Origin of the sequence: Allobosea sp. OAE752 (assembly GCF_050433265.1) — a bacterium.
Classification (GTDB): domain Bacteria; phylum Pseudomonadota; class Alphaproteobacteria; order Rhizobiales; family Beijerinckiaceae; genus Allobosea; species Allobosea spartocytisi.
In genome coordinates this window covers 553900-569572 of record NZ_JBNPXO010000002.1, presented here as the reverse complement: position 1 = coordinate 569572, position 15673 = coordinate 553900, and the positions used below count along the sequence as shown (strand labels likewise).

Genomic DNA, 15673 nt, shown 5'->3' with positions numbered 1-15673 from the left:
ACGTGCCGGTCAGCGGATGATGTTGAACACCGCGGTCAGCATCTCCTGCGCGGTGCTGATGACCTTGGTGTTGGCCGAATAGGCCTGCTGGGTGACGATCATCTTCGAGAACTCGTCGGCGATGTCGGTGTTGGACTGCTCCACGCTGCCGCCCACGAGCTGCGAGGTGCCCAGCCCGACGATCGGCGGACCCGACTCGATCGTCTCCTCATAGGCACCGCCGTCGAGGCGCTTGAGTGCGTTGTCGGCGTTGAAGCGCGACACCGCGATCTGTGCCATCGCGACGACCTGGCCGTTCGAGAAGGTGCCGATGACCTGGCCCTCGGCCGAGACCGAAACGCGGTCGAGCGTGCCGGCCGTGTAGCCATCCTGCCGGATGCTGCGGGCATCGATCTGGCCGCTGACGTCGCCGTTTTGGGTCAGGGCGGTGCCGCCATCGGTCGTGAGCTGGATGCCGGTGATCGCGTTGCCCCCGATCGTCATGTTCGGCAGCGGAATGGTGCCGCCGGCAGGCAGCGCCATCTTGCCGGTCGCATCGAAGGTCACGTTCACATTGGCGTTGCGATAGGCCACGGCGCCGCCGGTCGCGCCCGTATTTTCAGCGACGAAGAGGTTCCAGGTGTCGACCGTGGCCGGCGGACCGGCGGAGGCATTCGTCGTCTTGGCCCAGCGCAGCTCGACATTGGTCGCCTTGCCGAGCGAGTCGTAGACCGTGACCGAGCCGCCGGGAATCGACTGGCTGAGGAAGCTGGTGATCTCGCTGCCGACGACGAGGCCGGTGCCGGCCGGTGTGGCGAGCGGATTGCTCGTGGGGAAGCTCGCCGGGTTCAGCAGTTCGGAGCCGGGAACGGTGCTGTCGGCAGTGTTGGTCTTCGGATAGGCGGGGATGTTGGCGCTGTACTCGATGGAGGTCGTGGCCTTGGCCGGGAACTGGTCCTTGGTGATCCGCAGGACCTCCGGCTGGGTGCCGATGAGCTGGCCCGTCACCGGGTCGATCTTCTGGCCCTTGAGATAGTACCCCGCGCCGTTGACCAGATAGCCATTGGCGTCGAAGTCGAAATCGCCGCGGCGGGTGTAGAGGTTCTGGTTGGCGAACAGGGTGTTGGCGCCGACGCCGCTCTTGCGCTGATCGACCACGAAGAAGCCGTCGCCGTTGATCGCGACGTTGGTGTCGATCCGCGTGGCGTTGAGATCGCCCTGGATCGAGTTGGTCGCCTGGCTGAAGGCGGCGACCGAGCCGGCGGTCTGGCGGTTCAGCGCGGAATCCGGCACCAGGTCGGCGAAGGTCGTATCGACCCGCTTGTAGCCGGTCGTCCGCGAGTTCGCGATGTTGCCGGAAATGTTCTCCAGCGCATAGGACTGCGCCTGCATGCCCGAAACCGCTGTCGTCAGCGCACTGAAAACACCCATGGAACCCTCGCCTGGACCGGCATGCCCCCTGGGGCAGCCCACAACTCTCGGCGAAGTCTGCACGCGCCATGCCACCGGCATGGTCGTTTCATTTCAGTGAGTTAGATCGTTTACAGGAGGTTTCGTGGCAGTCCGCGCCGGGCAGAAACGCCTACCCCCGGCAGATTCTGCCGGGTCTATTCCGCCTCGGCCTTGCTGCCGCGCCAGGAGGCGAGATCGCCCGCGACGTCCGACAGCGTCGGCGGCGTGGCCTCGACGAAGGGCAGCGGCCGGCAGACCGCGAGCGCTGCGAGCCCGATCCGGGCGGTCAGCATGCCGTTGATGACGCCTTCGCCGAGCTTGGCGGAAAGGCGCGCCGCGAGCCCCTGCCCCAGCACCTGCTGGATCACCGCATCGCCCGCCGCCATGCCGCCGGTCAGCACGAGATGGTTGAGCACTTGCCGCGCCAGCCTGAACAGGCCGAGCGTGCCGGGCCGCCCGGCATAGATGCCGGCGATGGCACGCAGCAGCCGCGCGCAGGCGACGAGGACGAAGAGCACGTCGACGAGCGCACGCGGGCTCACCGCCGTGACCAGCGAAACCCTGCGCGCCGCGATCGCGATCTGAGCCTTTGCCTGGGCGTCGAGTGGCGCGAGCAGACTGCGCTCGGCCACGGTCAGCACGTCGCGCGGCGCGAAAAGCTGCGGCATAGCCTCTTCGAGCTCGCCCCGGCCCTTCGCCGTCTGCGCCCGGCCCTTGTAGAGGCCGATGAGTTCGCCGGCGAGCGCCTTGGCATCGTCCGTCGTCCCGCCGACGAGCAGATCCGCACCGCGCTGGCGCAACGACTCGACCTTGCGCTCGCGCAGGATGTCGCGCAGCACCCGCACCAGCATCACCAGCAAGGCAAAGGCCGCGATGGCTGCGCAGACGAGCGCGGCATAGCCGAGCGCCGGGTTCTGGCTCATCAGCGCCGAGATCGTGTTCTGGACCCAGACACCAGCGGCCAGCGCCAGGAAGCCGGACAGGCCGGCAACGAAGAGCGAGCCCCAGGAAAAAGCTCGTTTCGCCACCGGCCCGGCCGCCGGCTCGGCCGCATCGACCGGCTCGCTCTCGGGCAGGATGGCGACATCGCCCTGCCGGATCACGCCGTCGTCGACCTCCACCTCATGCGCAGCCTTCTCGCCCAGAAGGATCGCTCGCGGTGCCTTCGTCATCGCCGCGCCCTCCTCAGGCCAGCTTGTCGCCGATCAGGAATTCGAGCGCCCGGTCGAAGCGGATCTGCGGCGGCGGCTTCAGCCGCCCGCCCGCATCCGCCTCGACCAGCGGCGGGCGGAAGCGCGGCGCCCTAATCTGCCAACGCGCCTTCGGGTCGAAGATCGCGTCTGGCCGCTCCGGCAATTCGCCGGGAAAGATCGCAGCCTCCGTGATGCCGTCGAAGACCTTCCCGTCGATCTCCTCGCCCGCCTCCGGCACGCCGGCGATGGCCGGCAATTCCTCGCGCCCCTGCCGGATGCGCACCTCATGGGTCGCCCTGACGGCGGCCAGCGCCATCGCCTCGACCTGCGCGCCCGCACCCTGCGCCCGCGTCAGCGCCCGCGAGACCAGGAGCGACATCACAGCTGCGAGCCGGTCATGGCTGGAATGATGGATATGGTCGGCCTTGGTCGCGGCAAAGAGCACGCGCTCGATGCGCGGCGCGAACAGGCTGGAGAGCCAGGAATTGCGCCCGACCGAGAAGGCCGCGAGCGCCTGCCCCAGCGCGGTTTCGAGATCGGCCAGCGCCGGCGCCCCGGCATCGAGCGCCGCCAGCACGTCGACCAGCACGATCTGCCGGTCCAGCCTCGCGAAATGGTCGCGGAAGAAGGGCGTGACCACGACGCGCTTATAGGCCTCGAAGCGCTCCGCCATCAGCCCGGCGAGCGTATCGGGACGGGGCTCGCGATCATGGCCGAGATCGAGCGGGGCGAAGGTCAGCGCCGGCGAGCCCTCGAGATCGCCCGGCATCAGGAACCGGCCGGGCGGCGTCACCGCCACCGCCTCGGGGTCGGCCCGGAGCCGCGCCAGATAGCCCTTGAAGCGCTCGCTCGCCGCCTCGGCCGCGAGCTCGTCGGCAGGCCCCTCCGGATCGCGCCCGGCGAGATCGGCGAGCCATTCGGCTGCGGCCGCGCGGCGGTGGGCCTTGCGCGCATCCGCCACGGCTTGCGCCGACCAGCTCTTGTAGTCCTGTCCGATCAAGGCGAGGTCGAGCAGCCACTCGCCGGGATAATCGACGATGTCGAGCGTCAGCGTCGCCGGCCCCTTGAACCAGCCCGAGGCCCGCTCATAGTCGATCTCGACGCGCAGTTCCGAGATGCGCCGCGTCGAGTCCGGCCAGCGCCGCTCGGCCCCGTTCATCGCGGCGCGATGCGCCTCATAGGGAAAGCGCGGCACGTCGGGATCGGGCTGCGGCACCAGCCGCACGCGAGCGATCCGCCCTTCCGATGCTGCCTTCAGCACCGGCAGCCGCGCCCCTTCGATCAGGTTCTGGATCAGGGCGGTGGTGAACACGGTCTTGCCGGAACGCGACAGCCCGGTGACGCCGAGCCGCAGGCGCGGCCGCGCGAGCCCGAGCAGGCTGTCGCCGAAGGCCAGCGCCGCATTGCGGGCGGTATCGATATAGGAGGTATCGCTCACGATGCGACGACGTTCATTCGTCGGGGCCTTCGCCCAGCGACGCGGGAGTGACGAAGCGGTCGAGCCGCCCGCCCCGCTCCGCCACATCGCGCCAATCCTCGATGGCGAAATCGATCACCGCGAGGCCTGCCGTCGGATATTTCTGGCTCATCCGCGCCGCCGCATAGCGGTCGCCATGCCCGGCCAAACGCCGCGCCAGCTCCTCGAATCCGGGATTGTGGCCGATCATCAGCAGCGTCCTGACCGAGGGCTCCGTCTCCTGCACGACATAGAGCAGCGCCCCGGGTTTGGCCTCGTAGATACGCGGTTCGTACTGCGTCGCCGGCTTCTCCGGCAGCATCGGCGCGACCAGCTCCCAGGTCTCGACCGTGCGCTTGGCCGGCGAGATCAGCACGAGGTCCGGCAGCAGCAGCTCGTCGGCGAGATAGCGCCCCATCACCGGAGCCGCCTCGCGCCCTCGCGGGGCGAGCGGCCTGTCCCGATCGGCCACGCCGGTGGGCCAGTTCGATTTCGCATGGCGCAGAAGCATGAGGCGTCGCATCCGACGAACCTAATCGCGGGCATCCGCTTTTGCGAGCCCTTGCATCGCCGGGAACGCCGATGTCAGCAGCCCGAACAGCCGCGCCGCGTGCCTGTCGAGGAAAGCTTGCCGGCTGCCTTCCGCCAGGAAATCCAGTGCGCCATCGATCAGCAGCGTCGAGAAGCCATGCACTGCCGACCAGGCCAGCAGGACCTCGGGCAGCTCGGGATCGAGGGCGTCAGCGCTGGGTTTCCCGTCCGGAAGCTGAAGCGGCGGCAGGCCGCGGCCGAACCGGACTTCGCGCACAAGGATGGCGAAAGCCCGTGTCGAGGCGGCCCGGAAGGCAGGGTCCTCCCTGTCTATTCCGCGCTGGCCGAAGACGACCCGGAAGCGCCCGGGATTGGCGAGCGCCGTTTCGACATAGGCCCGTGCGATCGCGGCGAGCCGGCTGGTCCCCGCCTCCTGCGCCGCCGCGACTGCGGCCTCCATCGCCGTCGAGAGATCGTCGAAGCCCAGCGTCGCGATCGCCGTCAGCAGGCCGGTGAGATTGCCGAAATGATGCGCGGGAGCCGCCGGCGACACCCCGGCCCGCCGGGCGCATTCGCGCAAGGTAAAGCCGCCGAGCCCGCGCTCGGCCAGGACCTCCTCCGCGGCCGCGATCATCGCCTGCCGCAAGGCGCCATGGTGATAATGCTCGCGCATGGCCCGGGGCGTCGCTTCGGCCATCGGCAACTCCACCAATCCTAACAGTGTCAAAATAATCTTGACGACGTCAAGATAGCGAGTCAGAACCGTCCCGCAACTGAACACTGTCAAGTTGGGAGGTCGTCATGCCACCTTTGACGCTGGACGCCGCCTTTTCCGCGGCCAATCTGCTGGCCGTTGGCGGCTGGCTGTTGCTGCTCGTGGCGCCGCGCTGGCGCGCCGGCCAGTTCCTCGCCGGCCTGGTCATCCCGAGCCTGCTGTCGCTCGGCTATCTCGTCCTGATCGGTGTCTACTGGCATCAGGCGCGCGGCGGCTTCTCCTCGCTCGACGATGTCGCGGCCCTGTTCGCCTCGCGGCCGCTGCTGCTCGCCGGCTGGGCGCATTATCTCGCCTTCGATCTCCTCATCGGCGCCTGGCTGCTGCGCCGCTCGCAGCGCGAGGGCCTGCCGCATGGAGCGATGCTGCCTGTCCTCGCCCTGACCTTCCTCTTCGGCCCGGTCGGCTATCTGCTCTACCTCCTTCTTGCGGCAAGTCACGCCATCGCCTCGGAAGATCGGATTCCGCGTTTCCTGGCGCGGCTGCCGGCGCCGCTGCGCGCGCTCGAATGGGAGCCCCGGCTGACCGCCGCAGGGATCGCGATGCTGCTGCTGGCAGTCCCGACCGCGCTCGCCTACGCCCTCGATCCGCGCCTGTTCAACGGCGACAATGTCTGGCTCAAGCCGCTGAAGTTCGAGATCTCGGTCGCGATCTACCTCTTTTCCTTCGCGCTCATCCTGCCTTTGACCGGTGAAGCCTTCCAGCGCTCGTGGCTCGGCCGCTTCACGGTCCGGCCGGTCATCGCCCTGCTCACCTTCGAGATCATCTACATCGCCTGGCGCGCCTCGCGCGCCGAAGCCTCGCACTACAATGAGGCGAGCGCGCTCGCCATCGCGCTCTATGCTGCGATGGGCATCGCAGCGGTGCTCTTCACGGCCGCCAGCGGTATCCTCGCCTATGGCCTCGCCCGCCATGACGCCGCGCCGCTCCCGCCGGCGCTGCGGCGCTCGCTCATCCTCGGCCTTGGCCTGACAGCCGTCCTCGGCATCCTGTCGGGCGTCGTCCTCAGCGCGACCGGATCACATACGGTCGGCGCATTGCCGCCATCGGCGCCCGCCGTCCCGTTCTTCGGCTGGTCGCTCAGCGTCGGCGACCTGCGCTTCGGCCATTTCCTGGCGCTGCACGCCATGCAGATCCTGCCGGCCTTCGCGCTCTTCGCCTCGCTGCTTGGCCGCACCGCAGCGCTGCGCAGCGTCGAAGCCTTCGCCCTGGTCTATGCCGGCATCACCGCAGCGGCACTCATCGCTGCGTTGAACGCCCGTCCGCTGCTCGGCATCGGCTGAAGATGGCTCAACGGCTCTCGCGCCGCGCCATGAAGGCGAGCTTCTCGAACAGCGAGACGTCCTGCTCGTTCTTGAGCAAAGCGCCGTGCAGCGGCGGGATGAGCTTGCGCGGGTCGCGCTCGCGCAGCACCTCCGGCCCGATATCCTCGGCGACGAGCAGCTTCAGCCAATCGAGCAGTTCCGAGGTCGAGGGCTTCTTCTTGAGGCCCGGCACCTCGCGCACCTCGAAGAACAGGCGCAACGCCTCCTCCATCAGCCGCTTCTTGATGCCGGGGAAATGCACCTCGACGATCTGTTGCATCGTCGGCGCATCGGGGAAGCGGATATAGTGGAAGAAGCAGCGACGCAGAAAGGCGTCCGGCAGGTCCTTTTCGTTGTTGGAGGTGATGATCATCACCGGCCGCCGCGCCGCCTTGACCGTCTCGCCCGTCTCGTAGACGTGGAACTCCATGCGGTCGAGCTCGAGCAGCAGGTCGTTGGGGAATTCGATATCGGCCTTGTCGATCTCGTCGATCAGCAGCACCGGCCGGGCGGGCGCAACGAAAGCCTCCCAGAGCTTGCCGCGCTTGATGTAGTTGGCGATGTCCGACACGCGCGGATCGCCGAGCTGGCTGTCTCGCAGCCGGCTCACCGCATCGTATTCGTAGAGCCCTTGCTGCGCCTTGGTCGTCGACTTGATGTGCCAGGTGATGAGCGGCGCACCGAGCGCGGCGGCGATCTCCTCGGCCAGCACCGTCTTGCCCGTGCCGGGCTCGCCCTTCACCAAGAGCGGCCGCTCCAGCCGGATCGCGGCGTTGACGGCGACGGTGAGGTCCTCCGTCGCGACATAGTTCTCGGTGCCGGCAAAACGCATGAGCGATCCTTTTGATTTTACGCCGGTACGCTAGCCCATCGGCGCCGAACGCGAAAACCGCCATTTGCACGCTCGGCGCGAAGGTCATTGCCTAAGCGCTCATGTCGCAAGGCGAATTTCTCTCTGCCACCGCAATTCGAAGGTTGTGCATCGCACCCACGAATCGCAAGAATGACGAGGCATCCGCTTCTCCATCGAATCACAAGGGCAGGCCTTGGCCGGAACCGTCGATCCTTCCGTCTACAAGGACGCCGTCGTCGTGCTCGCGACGGCCGGCGTGATCGTGCCTTTTGCCAAGAGCTTCAAGATCAATTCGATCATCGCCTTCGTGGCCTGCGGCGCGCTGCTCGGCCCCTTCGGCCTCGGCGGGCTGGTCTCCAAGGTGCCGCTGCTCAGCACGGTCACGGTCTCGAATGCGGAGGCGCTCGCCGGGCCGGCCGAGCTCGGCGTCGCCTTCCTGCTCTTCGTCATCGGGCTGGAACTGTCCTTCGAGCGCCTGATGACGATGAGGCGCCTCGTCTTCGGGCTCGGCCTCGGCCAGGTCGGCCTGTCGGCAGCGGCCATCGGCCTCGTCGCCTATGCGCTGGGCCAGCCCACGACGGCGGCGCTGATCATCGGCTTCGGCCTCGCGCTCTCCTCGACGGCGATGGTGGTCGAATTGCTCGCCGCCAAGAAGCGGATGACGACCTCGGCCGGCCGCGCCAGCTTCGCCATCCTGCTCTGCCAGGATCTCGCGGTCATCCCGCTGCTGTTCCTGATCGCCGTGCTCGATGCGCAGAACGGCTCGGGCTCGCTCGTCGCCGGTCTGGCGCAGGCCTTCATCCAGGCGGCGGCGGCCATCGCGACCATCGTGGTCATCGGCCGGCTGGCGCTGCGCCCGCTCTTCCGCCTCGTCGCCTCGACCGATTCGGCCGAAAGCTTCATGGCCGCAACGCTGCTGACGGCGCTCGGCACCGGCCTCATCGCCGCCGCCGCCGGGCTCTCGATGGGGCTCGGCGCCTTCATCGCCGGGCTGCTGCTGGCCGAGACCGAGTTCCGCCGGGCGATCGAGGTCACGATCGACCCCTTCAAATCCCTGCTGATCGGCGTCTTCTTCCTCACCGTCGGCATGGGCGTGAATCCGGCCCAGATCGCGGCCCACCCCGTCGCCATCCTCGCCATCGCGGTCGGGCTGGTCGCGATCAAGAGCCTCATCATCTTCGTTCTCGCCCGCCGCTTCCGCCTGTCTGCGGCGACGGCGCTCGAAACCGCGCTGATGGTCAGCCCCGGCGGCGAATTCGCCTTCGTGCTGCTGAACGACGCCTCCGCCACGGGCCTTCTCGACCGCAATGCGACCAGCATCGCGCTGGCGGCGGTGTCGCTGACCATGGTCGCGCTGCCCCTGCAGGCGCGCTTCGCCCGCCATTTCGCCCAGAAGCTCGCCGCGCCGGTGACCTTGCCGGACGAGGCCAAGGTGCTCCCGCCGGACGATCGCGCGCCGCGCGCCATCATCGTCGGCGGCGGGCGTGTCGGGCGCCTCGTCGCCTCGATGCTGGACGAGCACGGCAAGTCGCACATCCTGATCGATTCGGACGCGGCCCTGGTCACCGCCCAGCGCCGCTCAGGCCGTCCGGCCTTCTACGGCGACGCGACGCAGCCCGATTTCCTGAGGCTATGCGGACTGGAAGAGGCGACGGCGCTGATCGTCACCATCGACAATCCGCGCGCCGTCGATGCCACGGTGCAGGCCGCGCGCGCCTTGCGTCCGGACATCGTCATCGTCGCCCGCGCCCGCGATGCGGCCCATGCCCGCCATCTCTACGAGATCGGCGTCAACGACGCCGTGCCGGAGACGATCGAGGCGAGCCTGCAATTGTCGGAGGCGGCGCTGGTCGGGCTCGGCGTGCCGATGGGCCTCGTCATCGCTTCCGTGCATGAGCGGCGCGACGGCTTCCGCGCCCAGCTCAAGCCGGCAGACGCCGCGGCAGCCCGCGCCCTTCCGCGCCATGCCCGTTCCCGAAGGCTGTGAGGCCCGGGCTCGCGGCCTCGTGCGCGAGATAGCCCGCCTGCTGCGCCACGCGCCGGATATGCCCGTAGAACTGCGCCGCGCTGCTCGTCCAGCTATGCCGCGCCGCCAGCTCCAGCGGGATTTCAGGCTGTATCCTGAGCGCCTGCATGGCGGCGCTGCGCAGATCCTCGTCGAGCACGGCCGCGCCGCTGCCGGCGAAGACGTCGCGCGGGCCCTGCACCGGAAAGGCCGCGACCGGCAGCCCGCTCGCCGCCGCCTCCAGCAGCACGATGCCGAAGGTGTCGGTCAGGCTCGGAAAGACGAAGACGTCTGAGGAGGCATAGATCGCCGCGAGTTCCTCGCCTTCCTTCGTCCCGAGGAAATGCACCTCGGGAAAGGCGCGCTGCAGATCGGCCCGCGCCGGCCCGTCGCCGACCACGACCTTGCTGCCCGGCAGCCGCAGCGACAGGAAGGCGTCGAGGTTCTTCTCGACCGCGACGCGCCCGACGCTGAGGAAGATCGGCCGCGGCAGGTCGAGCACGCTTTGCGGGCGCGGATGGAACAGGTCGAGATCGACGCCCCGCCCCCAGCGCACCAGCTTCTCGAAGCCGTGCTGGCGCAACTCCTCCTCGACCGTCGCGGTCGAGACCATCACGGCAGCCGCCGGGCCATGAAAGCGTCGCAGCAGCCGGTAGCTCCAGCTTTCGGGAATGGGCCAGCGCGCCGCGACATATTGCGGGAAGCGCGTGTGGTAGCTCGTGGTGAACGGGCGCTTCTGCGCCAGGCAGACCGCCCGCGTCAGCCAGCCGATCGGCCCTTCCGTCGCGATATGGATGTGGTCCGGCCTGAATTCGGCGATCCGTTTCGCGAGCGCGCGGCGGGTGGCGAGCGCGAGCCGGATGTCGGGATAGCTCGGCATGGCGATCTGCCGGAAGCCGTCCGGGGTGAGCGCCGCCGCCGTCGCGCCGAAATCCGGCGCCGCCTCGATCATCCGTTCGAGCGAGCGCACCACGCCGTTGATCTGCGGCCGCCAGGCGTCCGTGGCGATGAGGACGCGCATCAGCGCGCTTTCCGTTCCGCCGTTTCCGGCAGAGCGCCAATGATGCGTGCCAGTTCCAGAGGCTGGAGCATGCTCCGGGCGGCCTCGACGAGTTCCGGCACGGCGGCCGGCCGGGCCGGCACGACGACCGGCACGGCCGCCTCGCCCTTGAGGCGTCCTTGCGGCCAGCGGATCAATTCGAAGCGACCGTCATGGTGCTCGACGAAGGCGGTGCAGCTCTCCACCCAGTCGCCGGTGTTGATGTAGGTCAGCCCCGCGATCTCGCGATAGGCCGCGTGATGGATATGGCCGCAGATCACGCCGTCGGCATTGTGGCGGCGCGCCTCGTCGGCCAGGCAGGTCTCGAACTCGCCGATATAGTTCACGGCGTTCTTGACCTTGTGCTTGGCCCAGGCCGAGAGCGACCAATGCGGCAGGCGCAGGACGCGCCGGACCTTGTTGATCACCATGTTGAGCCCGAGCGCCACCGTGTAGGCCCAGTCGCCGAGCAGCGCGAGCCATTTGGCGTTGCGCACCACGAGGTCGAACAGGTCGCCATGGATGACGAGCAGGCGCCGGCCATCCGCCGTCTCGTGGACGATGTCGTCGACGAGCGTGATGCCGCCGAACTGCAGGCCGGTGAAATCGCGCAGGAAGTCGTCGTGGTTGCCGGTGACGTAGATCAGCTTCGAGCCTTTGCGCACCTTGCGCAGCAGCTTCTGGACGACGTCGTTGTGGCTCTGCGGGAAATACCAGCCGCTCTTCAGCCGCCAACCGTCGATGATGTCGCCGACGAGATAGATGTTCGGTGCATCATAGGCCCGCAGGAACTCGAGCACGAGATCGGCTTGCGCCCCGCGCGTGCCCAGATGCAGGTCCGAGATGAAGATGCTGCGAACCTGCTTCGCGTCGTCCTCGTCGCTCATGCGCGGCAGTCCATGCTGTTGCGATGTTTGCGGCGTGTGTCTGATTTGCGTTGCGCTTTGATGACGGAACCAGCAATCCGTGCTCAGCCTTGCTGACCGGCCGCTGTCCGACAACGGCGTGCGAAACTGACGGAGACATCTGATGGATCTTGGAATTGCCGGCCGCACGGCCATCGTCTGCGCCTCCAGCAAGGGGCTGGGCCGCGGCTGTGCGCAGGCCCTGGCCGAGGCGGGCTGCACCGTCGTGATCAACGGCCGCAACGCGACCACCCTGGAAGCCACCGCCAGCGCGATCCGCGCCGCGACCGGCGCGACCGTCATCGCCGTCGTCGCCGACGTCTCGACCCAGGCCGGTCAGGACGCCCTGCTCGCGGCCGCGCCCAACCCGGACATCCTCGTCAACAACAATGGCGGCCCGCCGCCCAAGCCCTTCCGCCAGGTGACGCGCGAGGGCCTGCTGGAAGGCGTCGTCCAGAACATGGCGACACCGCTCGAGCTGGTGCAGCGCGTCATCGACGGCATGATCGCGCGCGGCTTCGGCCGCATCGTCAACATCACCTCGGCCAGCGTGGTGACGCCGCTGACCGGCCTCGACGTCTCCTCCGCCGCCCGCGCCGGCCTCACCGCCTTCCTCTCGGGCGTCGCCCGCGAGGTCGCCCACGCCAATGTCACCATCAACAACATCCTGCCCGGCGTGTTCGACACCGACCGCATCAAGACCGCGACCAACAAGGTGGCCGAAATGCAGGGCATCAGCATCGAGGAGGCGACGAAGCGGCGGCTCGCCGCGGTTCCCGCCGGCCGCCTCGGCACGCCCGACGAATTCGGCCAGCTCTGCGCCTTCCTGGCCAGCGCGAACGCCGGCTACATCACCGGCCAGAACTTCCTGATCGATGGCGGCGCCTTCCGCGGGACGTTCTGAGCCGCGCGCCTCGGGCTTGACCCGAGCATCTCGCGACACGGAGGCTCTTGCGCCTCTTCCGCAAAGAGATTCTCGGGTCGGCGCGATGCGCCACCCGGGAATGACGCGCTTTCGCCGGGAACGGCCCGCTCCCACGCCAATGGCCTAGCCGGGTTGCGGAGTTCACGCTTCGCTCCTCGATCTCGACATGGTCTAAGGAGAAGCGGTTTCGCCCGAACCCGTCCCAGCCCTCCCGCCGCGCCGCCGCCTTGTCCCCTCTTCTCGGCATCAGTCTCAAGCTTGTCTCGGCGCTGGCTTTCACGCTGATGTCGGCGGGCATCAAATCGATCTCGACACGCTATCCCACCGGCGAGATCGTCTTCATCCGCTCCTTCTTCGCGATGATCCCGCTGCTCATCTGGCTCGCCTGGCGCTCTGAGCTGCCGGGAGCCCTGAAGACGGACAATCTGCGCGGCCATCTCAAGCGCGGCATCATGGGCTCGACCGGCATGTTCTGCGGCTTCGCGGCGCTGCAGTTCCTGCCGCTCTCGGAGGCTGTCGCGATCGGCTATGCCGCGCCGCTGGCGGTCGTCGTGCTCGCGGCGCTGGTGCTGAAGGAGCGCGTGCGGATCTATCGCTGGACCGCGGTGACGATCGGCTTCGTCGGCGTCCTCATCATGCTCTCGCCGCATCTGGGCGCCGGCGCGCACCCTGTCGGCAGCAACGCCGCGATCGGTGCCGCGCTGGGCCTGGCCGGCGCCTTCTGCTCGGCTTTCGCCTCGGTCGAGGTCCGGCTTCTGACCTCGACCGAGCGCACCGGCGCCATCGTCTTCTACTTCATGCTGCTGACCAGCCTGCTCGGCCTCTCGACCATCCTGCTCGGCTGGAACATCCCGGATGCCAGGGATGCGATGATGATGGTCGTCATCGGCATCCTCGGCGGACTCGGCCAGATCCTGATCGTCCAGGCCTATCGCTATGGCGACGCCTCGCTGGTCGCGCCCTTCGAATATTCGACCATGCTCTGGGCGGTGGCCATCGGCTGGTTCTGGTTCGGGGAATGGCCGGCGCAGACCATCGTGATCGGGGCCTTCATCGTCATCACCTCGGGCATCTACGTGATCTTCCGCGAGCGCCAACTCGGCCTCGCCCGGCGCGCCCAGCGCGAGGTCGGCCCCAGCCGCCTGACCTGAGTCCGGGTGCGTTTTCGGCGGTGCACGGTCCGGCCTCGCCGGATGCCGGGCATTGTTCGCTTGTTCAAACGAACGTCCGCCGTTACAAACGGCCTCATACGCAGGAGGGGCCGAATTCATGGGAATCGAGACGAAGGAGCGCGGCGGGCGGGAGCTTGAATCCGGGGCTCAGGTCATCTCGGGCCAGCTCGGCAAGACGATCCAGCGCCTGCGCAAGGCCTACAACTTTTCGCTCTCCGACCTCGCCGAGCAGTCGGGCGTCGCCAAGTCGATCATCAGCCAAATCGAGCGCAACGAGACCAATCCGACGCTGGCGACCATCTGGCGGCTGTCGCAGGCGCTCGACATCTCGATCGAGCGCGTGCTGTCCAGCGGCGAGGAAGAGCCCTTCATCGACAAGACCACCCGCGCCGACACGCCGATTCTGGTCTCCGAGGACGGCAAGCTCAGGCTCGCCATCGTCGGCTGGATCAAGACGGTCGAATGGCTGCAATGGTACGAGGTCTCCTCCGAACCCGGCGGCGAGCTCGATTCCGAAGGCCATCAGCGCGGCTCGATCGAATCGCTCTCCGTCACCGCCGGCGAATTCGAGGTCGAGGTCGGCGATATCGTCCAGCGCGCCAAGGCGGGCGAGACCTTGCGCTACCGCTGCGACCGCCGCCACATCGTCCGCTGCGTCGGCAACGAACCCGGCTCGGCGCTGATGGTCTGCATCCTCAAGGCCGCGGTGATGGAATAAGACGAGGGGCGCGAGCAGGAGCGAACCATGGAAATCCGACGCATCGGCTCGCAGCCCTCCGGCAAGGGGCCGGCCGAATATTTCACCGGCACGGTCCGTATCGACCCGCTGTTCAACCCGCCCGAGCCGGCGCGGATCGCCACGGCCCTCGTCACCTTCGAGCCCGGCGCCCGCACCGCCTGGCACACCCATCCGCTCGGCCAGACCCTGATCGTGACCGCCGGCTGCGGCTGGGCCCAGCGGGAGGGTGGACCGATCGAGGAAATCCGCGCGGGCGACACCGTCTGGTTTCCGCCCGGCGAGAAACACTGGCACGGCGCCACGGCGACGACCGCGATGACCCACATCGCCCTTCAGGAAAAGCTGAACGGCTCGCCCGTCGACTGGCTCGAACAGGTGACCGACGCGCAATACGCCGCAAAAGCCATCTGAACCCACGCGACGCACACGCCTTCGCCCGCCCGCGTCGCCGCGTTCGGTGGTGGTGAGGGGCAGCGGAGCGCCGCGAGGCGCGGTTGGGTATCAGGCCGCTTCCATTGAGCCAGGATGCGGCGCGGAGGGATTGAGCCACCTTCCGCACGCCCCGTGGCGCTCCGCTTCCGGCGTTCTTTAAGTCTCCGGGCCGCGCTTATCGGGCCTGCGGCCATCCTTCGCCGCGAGCCCTTTCGACGCCAGTTCGGCTCATCGCCTTGTCGCGTCTACTCGGGCATGGGACGAAGGCGTGATGCCATCGGCCGTTCCCAGCGAGCTCCTCGCACAGGGATCGTAGTGTCCCCAGGGCGGTGCCCCGAAGCCTCCCGGGAGTGGATCGTGACTCCACCCGCAGGCGCCGACCCCATCCCCACCAACGGCACACCTCCGGATGGCTGCCCCTCGGGGATGAGGTGGGCCGAGGATAGGCGCGGTGTGGGAGGGCGGGGATAACTTCTCAGGCCTTGTCCGCTTTCGACCCATTGCTGACGGCGCGCGGGCACACTCTGCTCTCGCTGAGTTCAAATAGTTGGCCGAGCTGAACTAAGAAAAAGCCGGAGTAAAATATTGAAAATATACGCGCTTATTAAACTTAGCGGAAACACCAATATAGATAGGAACGCAATCCCAATTGCCGTCTCGTCCCAAGTCAATGAATTATTCTTGTCCAAGGGCCAACCCAAAACAATTTTTGTATAAATTTCCATAATTACTGTTAAGAAAAAAAATCCAAACATATAACTAAAAACGTAAAACAACTTTCTTCTATTTCCGCTTAAGAGTAATAATTGAATTGGGAGGCAAAAAGCAAAAGAAATAATAAAGCTATACGCAGCCGCGTGTAAGGCGGATATCATAACATCGCGGAGACCAAACTCAAATCTAGCCAAAATAAAGA

14 protein-coding genes are annotated in these 15673 nt (G+C 67.5%); 6 read left to right on the top strand and 8 right to left on the bottom strand.

Annotated features, from left to right (window positions below):
• Window positions 1-9: 9 nt before the first annotated feature.
• The 5 genes from GGC47_RS07600 to GGC47_RS07580 form a co-directional block, all read right to left on the bottom strand.
• Window positions 10-1410, bottom strand: coding sequence for a flagellar hook protein FlgE (locus tag GGC47_RS07600; RefSeq protein WP_112763938.1), 1401 nt, complete (start codon window positions 1408-1410; stop codon window positions 10-12).
• A gap of 176 nt (window positions 1411-1586) precedes the next feature.
• A complete protein-coding gene (locus tag GGC47_RS07595) occupies window positions 1587-2603 on the bottom strand; it encodes a YcjF family protein (RefSeq protein WP_142021868.1) in 1017 nt (338 codons plus the stop codon).
• 13 nt (window positions 2604-2616) lie between these two features.
• On the bottom strand, window positions 2617-4062 hold the full coding sequence (locus GGC47_RS07590) for a YcjX family GTP-binding protein (RefSeq protein WP_038358678.1): 1446 nt from the start codon (window positions 4060-4062) through the stop codon (window positions 2617-2619).
• A 13-nt stretch (window positions 4063-4075) separates the two neighbouring features.
• The gene (locus tag GGC47_RS07585; RefSeq protein WP_248312502.1) at window positions 4076-4591 is read right to left on the bottom strand and encodes a SixA phosphatase family protein; all 516 of its coding nucleotides are present in this window, start codon (window positions 4589-4591) and stop codon (window positions 4076-4078) included.
• Between the two features lie 21 nt (window positions 4592-4612).
• Window positions 4613-5308 carry a TetR/AcrR family transcriptional regulator gene (locus GGC47_RS07580; RefSeq protein ID WP_142021866.1) on the bottom strand — a complete coding sequence of 232 codons (696 nt, stop codon included), beginning with the start codon at window positions 5306-5308 and terminating at the stop codon, window positions 4613-4615.
• Between the two features lie 104 nt (window positions 5309-5412).
• On the opposite strand from GGC47_RS07580, the gene GGC47_RS07575 reads away from it, so the two are divergent.
• The gene (locus GGC47_RS07575; protein ID WP_142021865.1) at window positions 5413-6666 is read left to right on the top strand and encodes an ABA4-like family protein; all 1254 of its coding nucleotides are present in this window, start codon (window positions 5413-5415) and stop codon (window positions 6664-6666) included.
• 7 nt (window positions 6667-6673) lie between these two features.
• Here GGC47_RS07575 and GGC47_RS07570 read toward each other — a convergent pair whose 3' ends face one another.
• Window positions 6674-7519: an AAA family ATPase gene (locus GGC47_RS07570; protein WP_142021864.1), complete on the bottom strand. Its 846-nt coding sequence runs from the start codon at window positions 7517-7519 to the stop codon at window positions 6674-6676.
• A gap of 214 nt (window positions 7520-7733) precedes the next feature.
• Between GGC47_RS07570 and GGC47_RS07565 the strand changes: the two genes are divergently transcribed.
• Entirely contained in the window at window positions 7734-9527 is a 1794-nt protein-coding gene (locus tag GGC47_RS07565; RefSeq protein ID WP_429067535.1) for a cation:proton antiporter domain-containing protein, read from the top strand.
• Here the strand turns inward: GGC47_RS07565 and GGC47_RS07560 are convergent.
• Together GGC47_RS07560 and GGC47_RS07555 are read right to left on the bottom strand one after the other, a co-directional pair.
• The gene (locus tag GGC47_RS07560) at window positions 9463-10566 is read right to left on the bottom strand and encodes a glycosyltransferase family 4 protein (protein ID WP_429067532.1); all 1104 of its coding nucleotides are present in this window, start codon (window positions 10564-10566) and stop codon (window positions 9463-9465) included. The genes GGC47_RS07565 and GGC47_RS07560 overlap by 65 nt on opposite strands.
• Window positions 10566-11471 carry a UDP-2,3-diacylglucosamine diphosphatase gene (locus GGC47_RS07555; protein ID WP_081925099.1) on the bottom strand — a complete coding sequence of 302 codons (906 nt, stop codon included), beginning with the start codon at window positions 11469-11471 and terminating at the stop codon, window positions 10566-10568. The genes GGC47_RS07560 and GGC47_RS07555 overlap by 1 nt, the downstream gene beginning before the upstream one ends.
• A 142-nt stretch (window positions 11472-11613) precedes the next feature.
• Here GGC47_RS07555 and GGC47_RS07550 point away from each other — a divergent pair, with 142 nt between their 5' ends.
• The 4 genes from GGC47_RS07550 (at window position 11614) to GGC47_RS07535 (ending at window position 14736) form a co-directional block, all read left to right on the top strand.
• A complete protein-coding gene (locus GGC47_RS07550; protein WP_038358683.1) occupies window positions 11614-12393 on the top strand; it encodes an SDR family oxidoreductase in 780 nt (259 codons plus the stop codon).
• A gap of 248 nt (window positions 12394-12641) precedes the next feature.
• Complete coding sequence (locus GGC47_RS07545; protein ID WP_142021862.1) at window positions 12642-13565, top strand: DMT family transporter; 924 nt, start codon at window positions 12642-12644, stop codon at window positions 13563-13565.
• 118 nt (window positions 13566-13683) lie between these two features.
• Complete coding sequence (locus tag GGC47_RS07540) at window positions 13684-14304, top strand: helix-turn-helix domain-containing protein (RefSeq protein WP_038358685.1); 621 nt, start codon at window positions 13684-13686, stop codon at window positions 14302-14304.
• 27 nt (window positions 14305-14331) lie between these two features.
• Complete coding sequence (locus tag GGC47_RS07535) at window positions 14332-14736, top strand: (R)-mandelonitrile lyase (protein ID WP_112765326.1); 405 nt, start codon at window positions 14332-14334, stop codon at window positions 14734-14736.
• The last annotated feature ends 937 nt before the right edge of the window (window positions 14737-15673 follow it).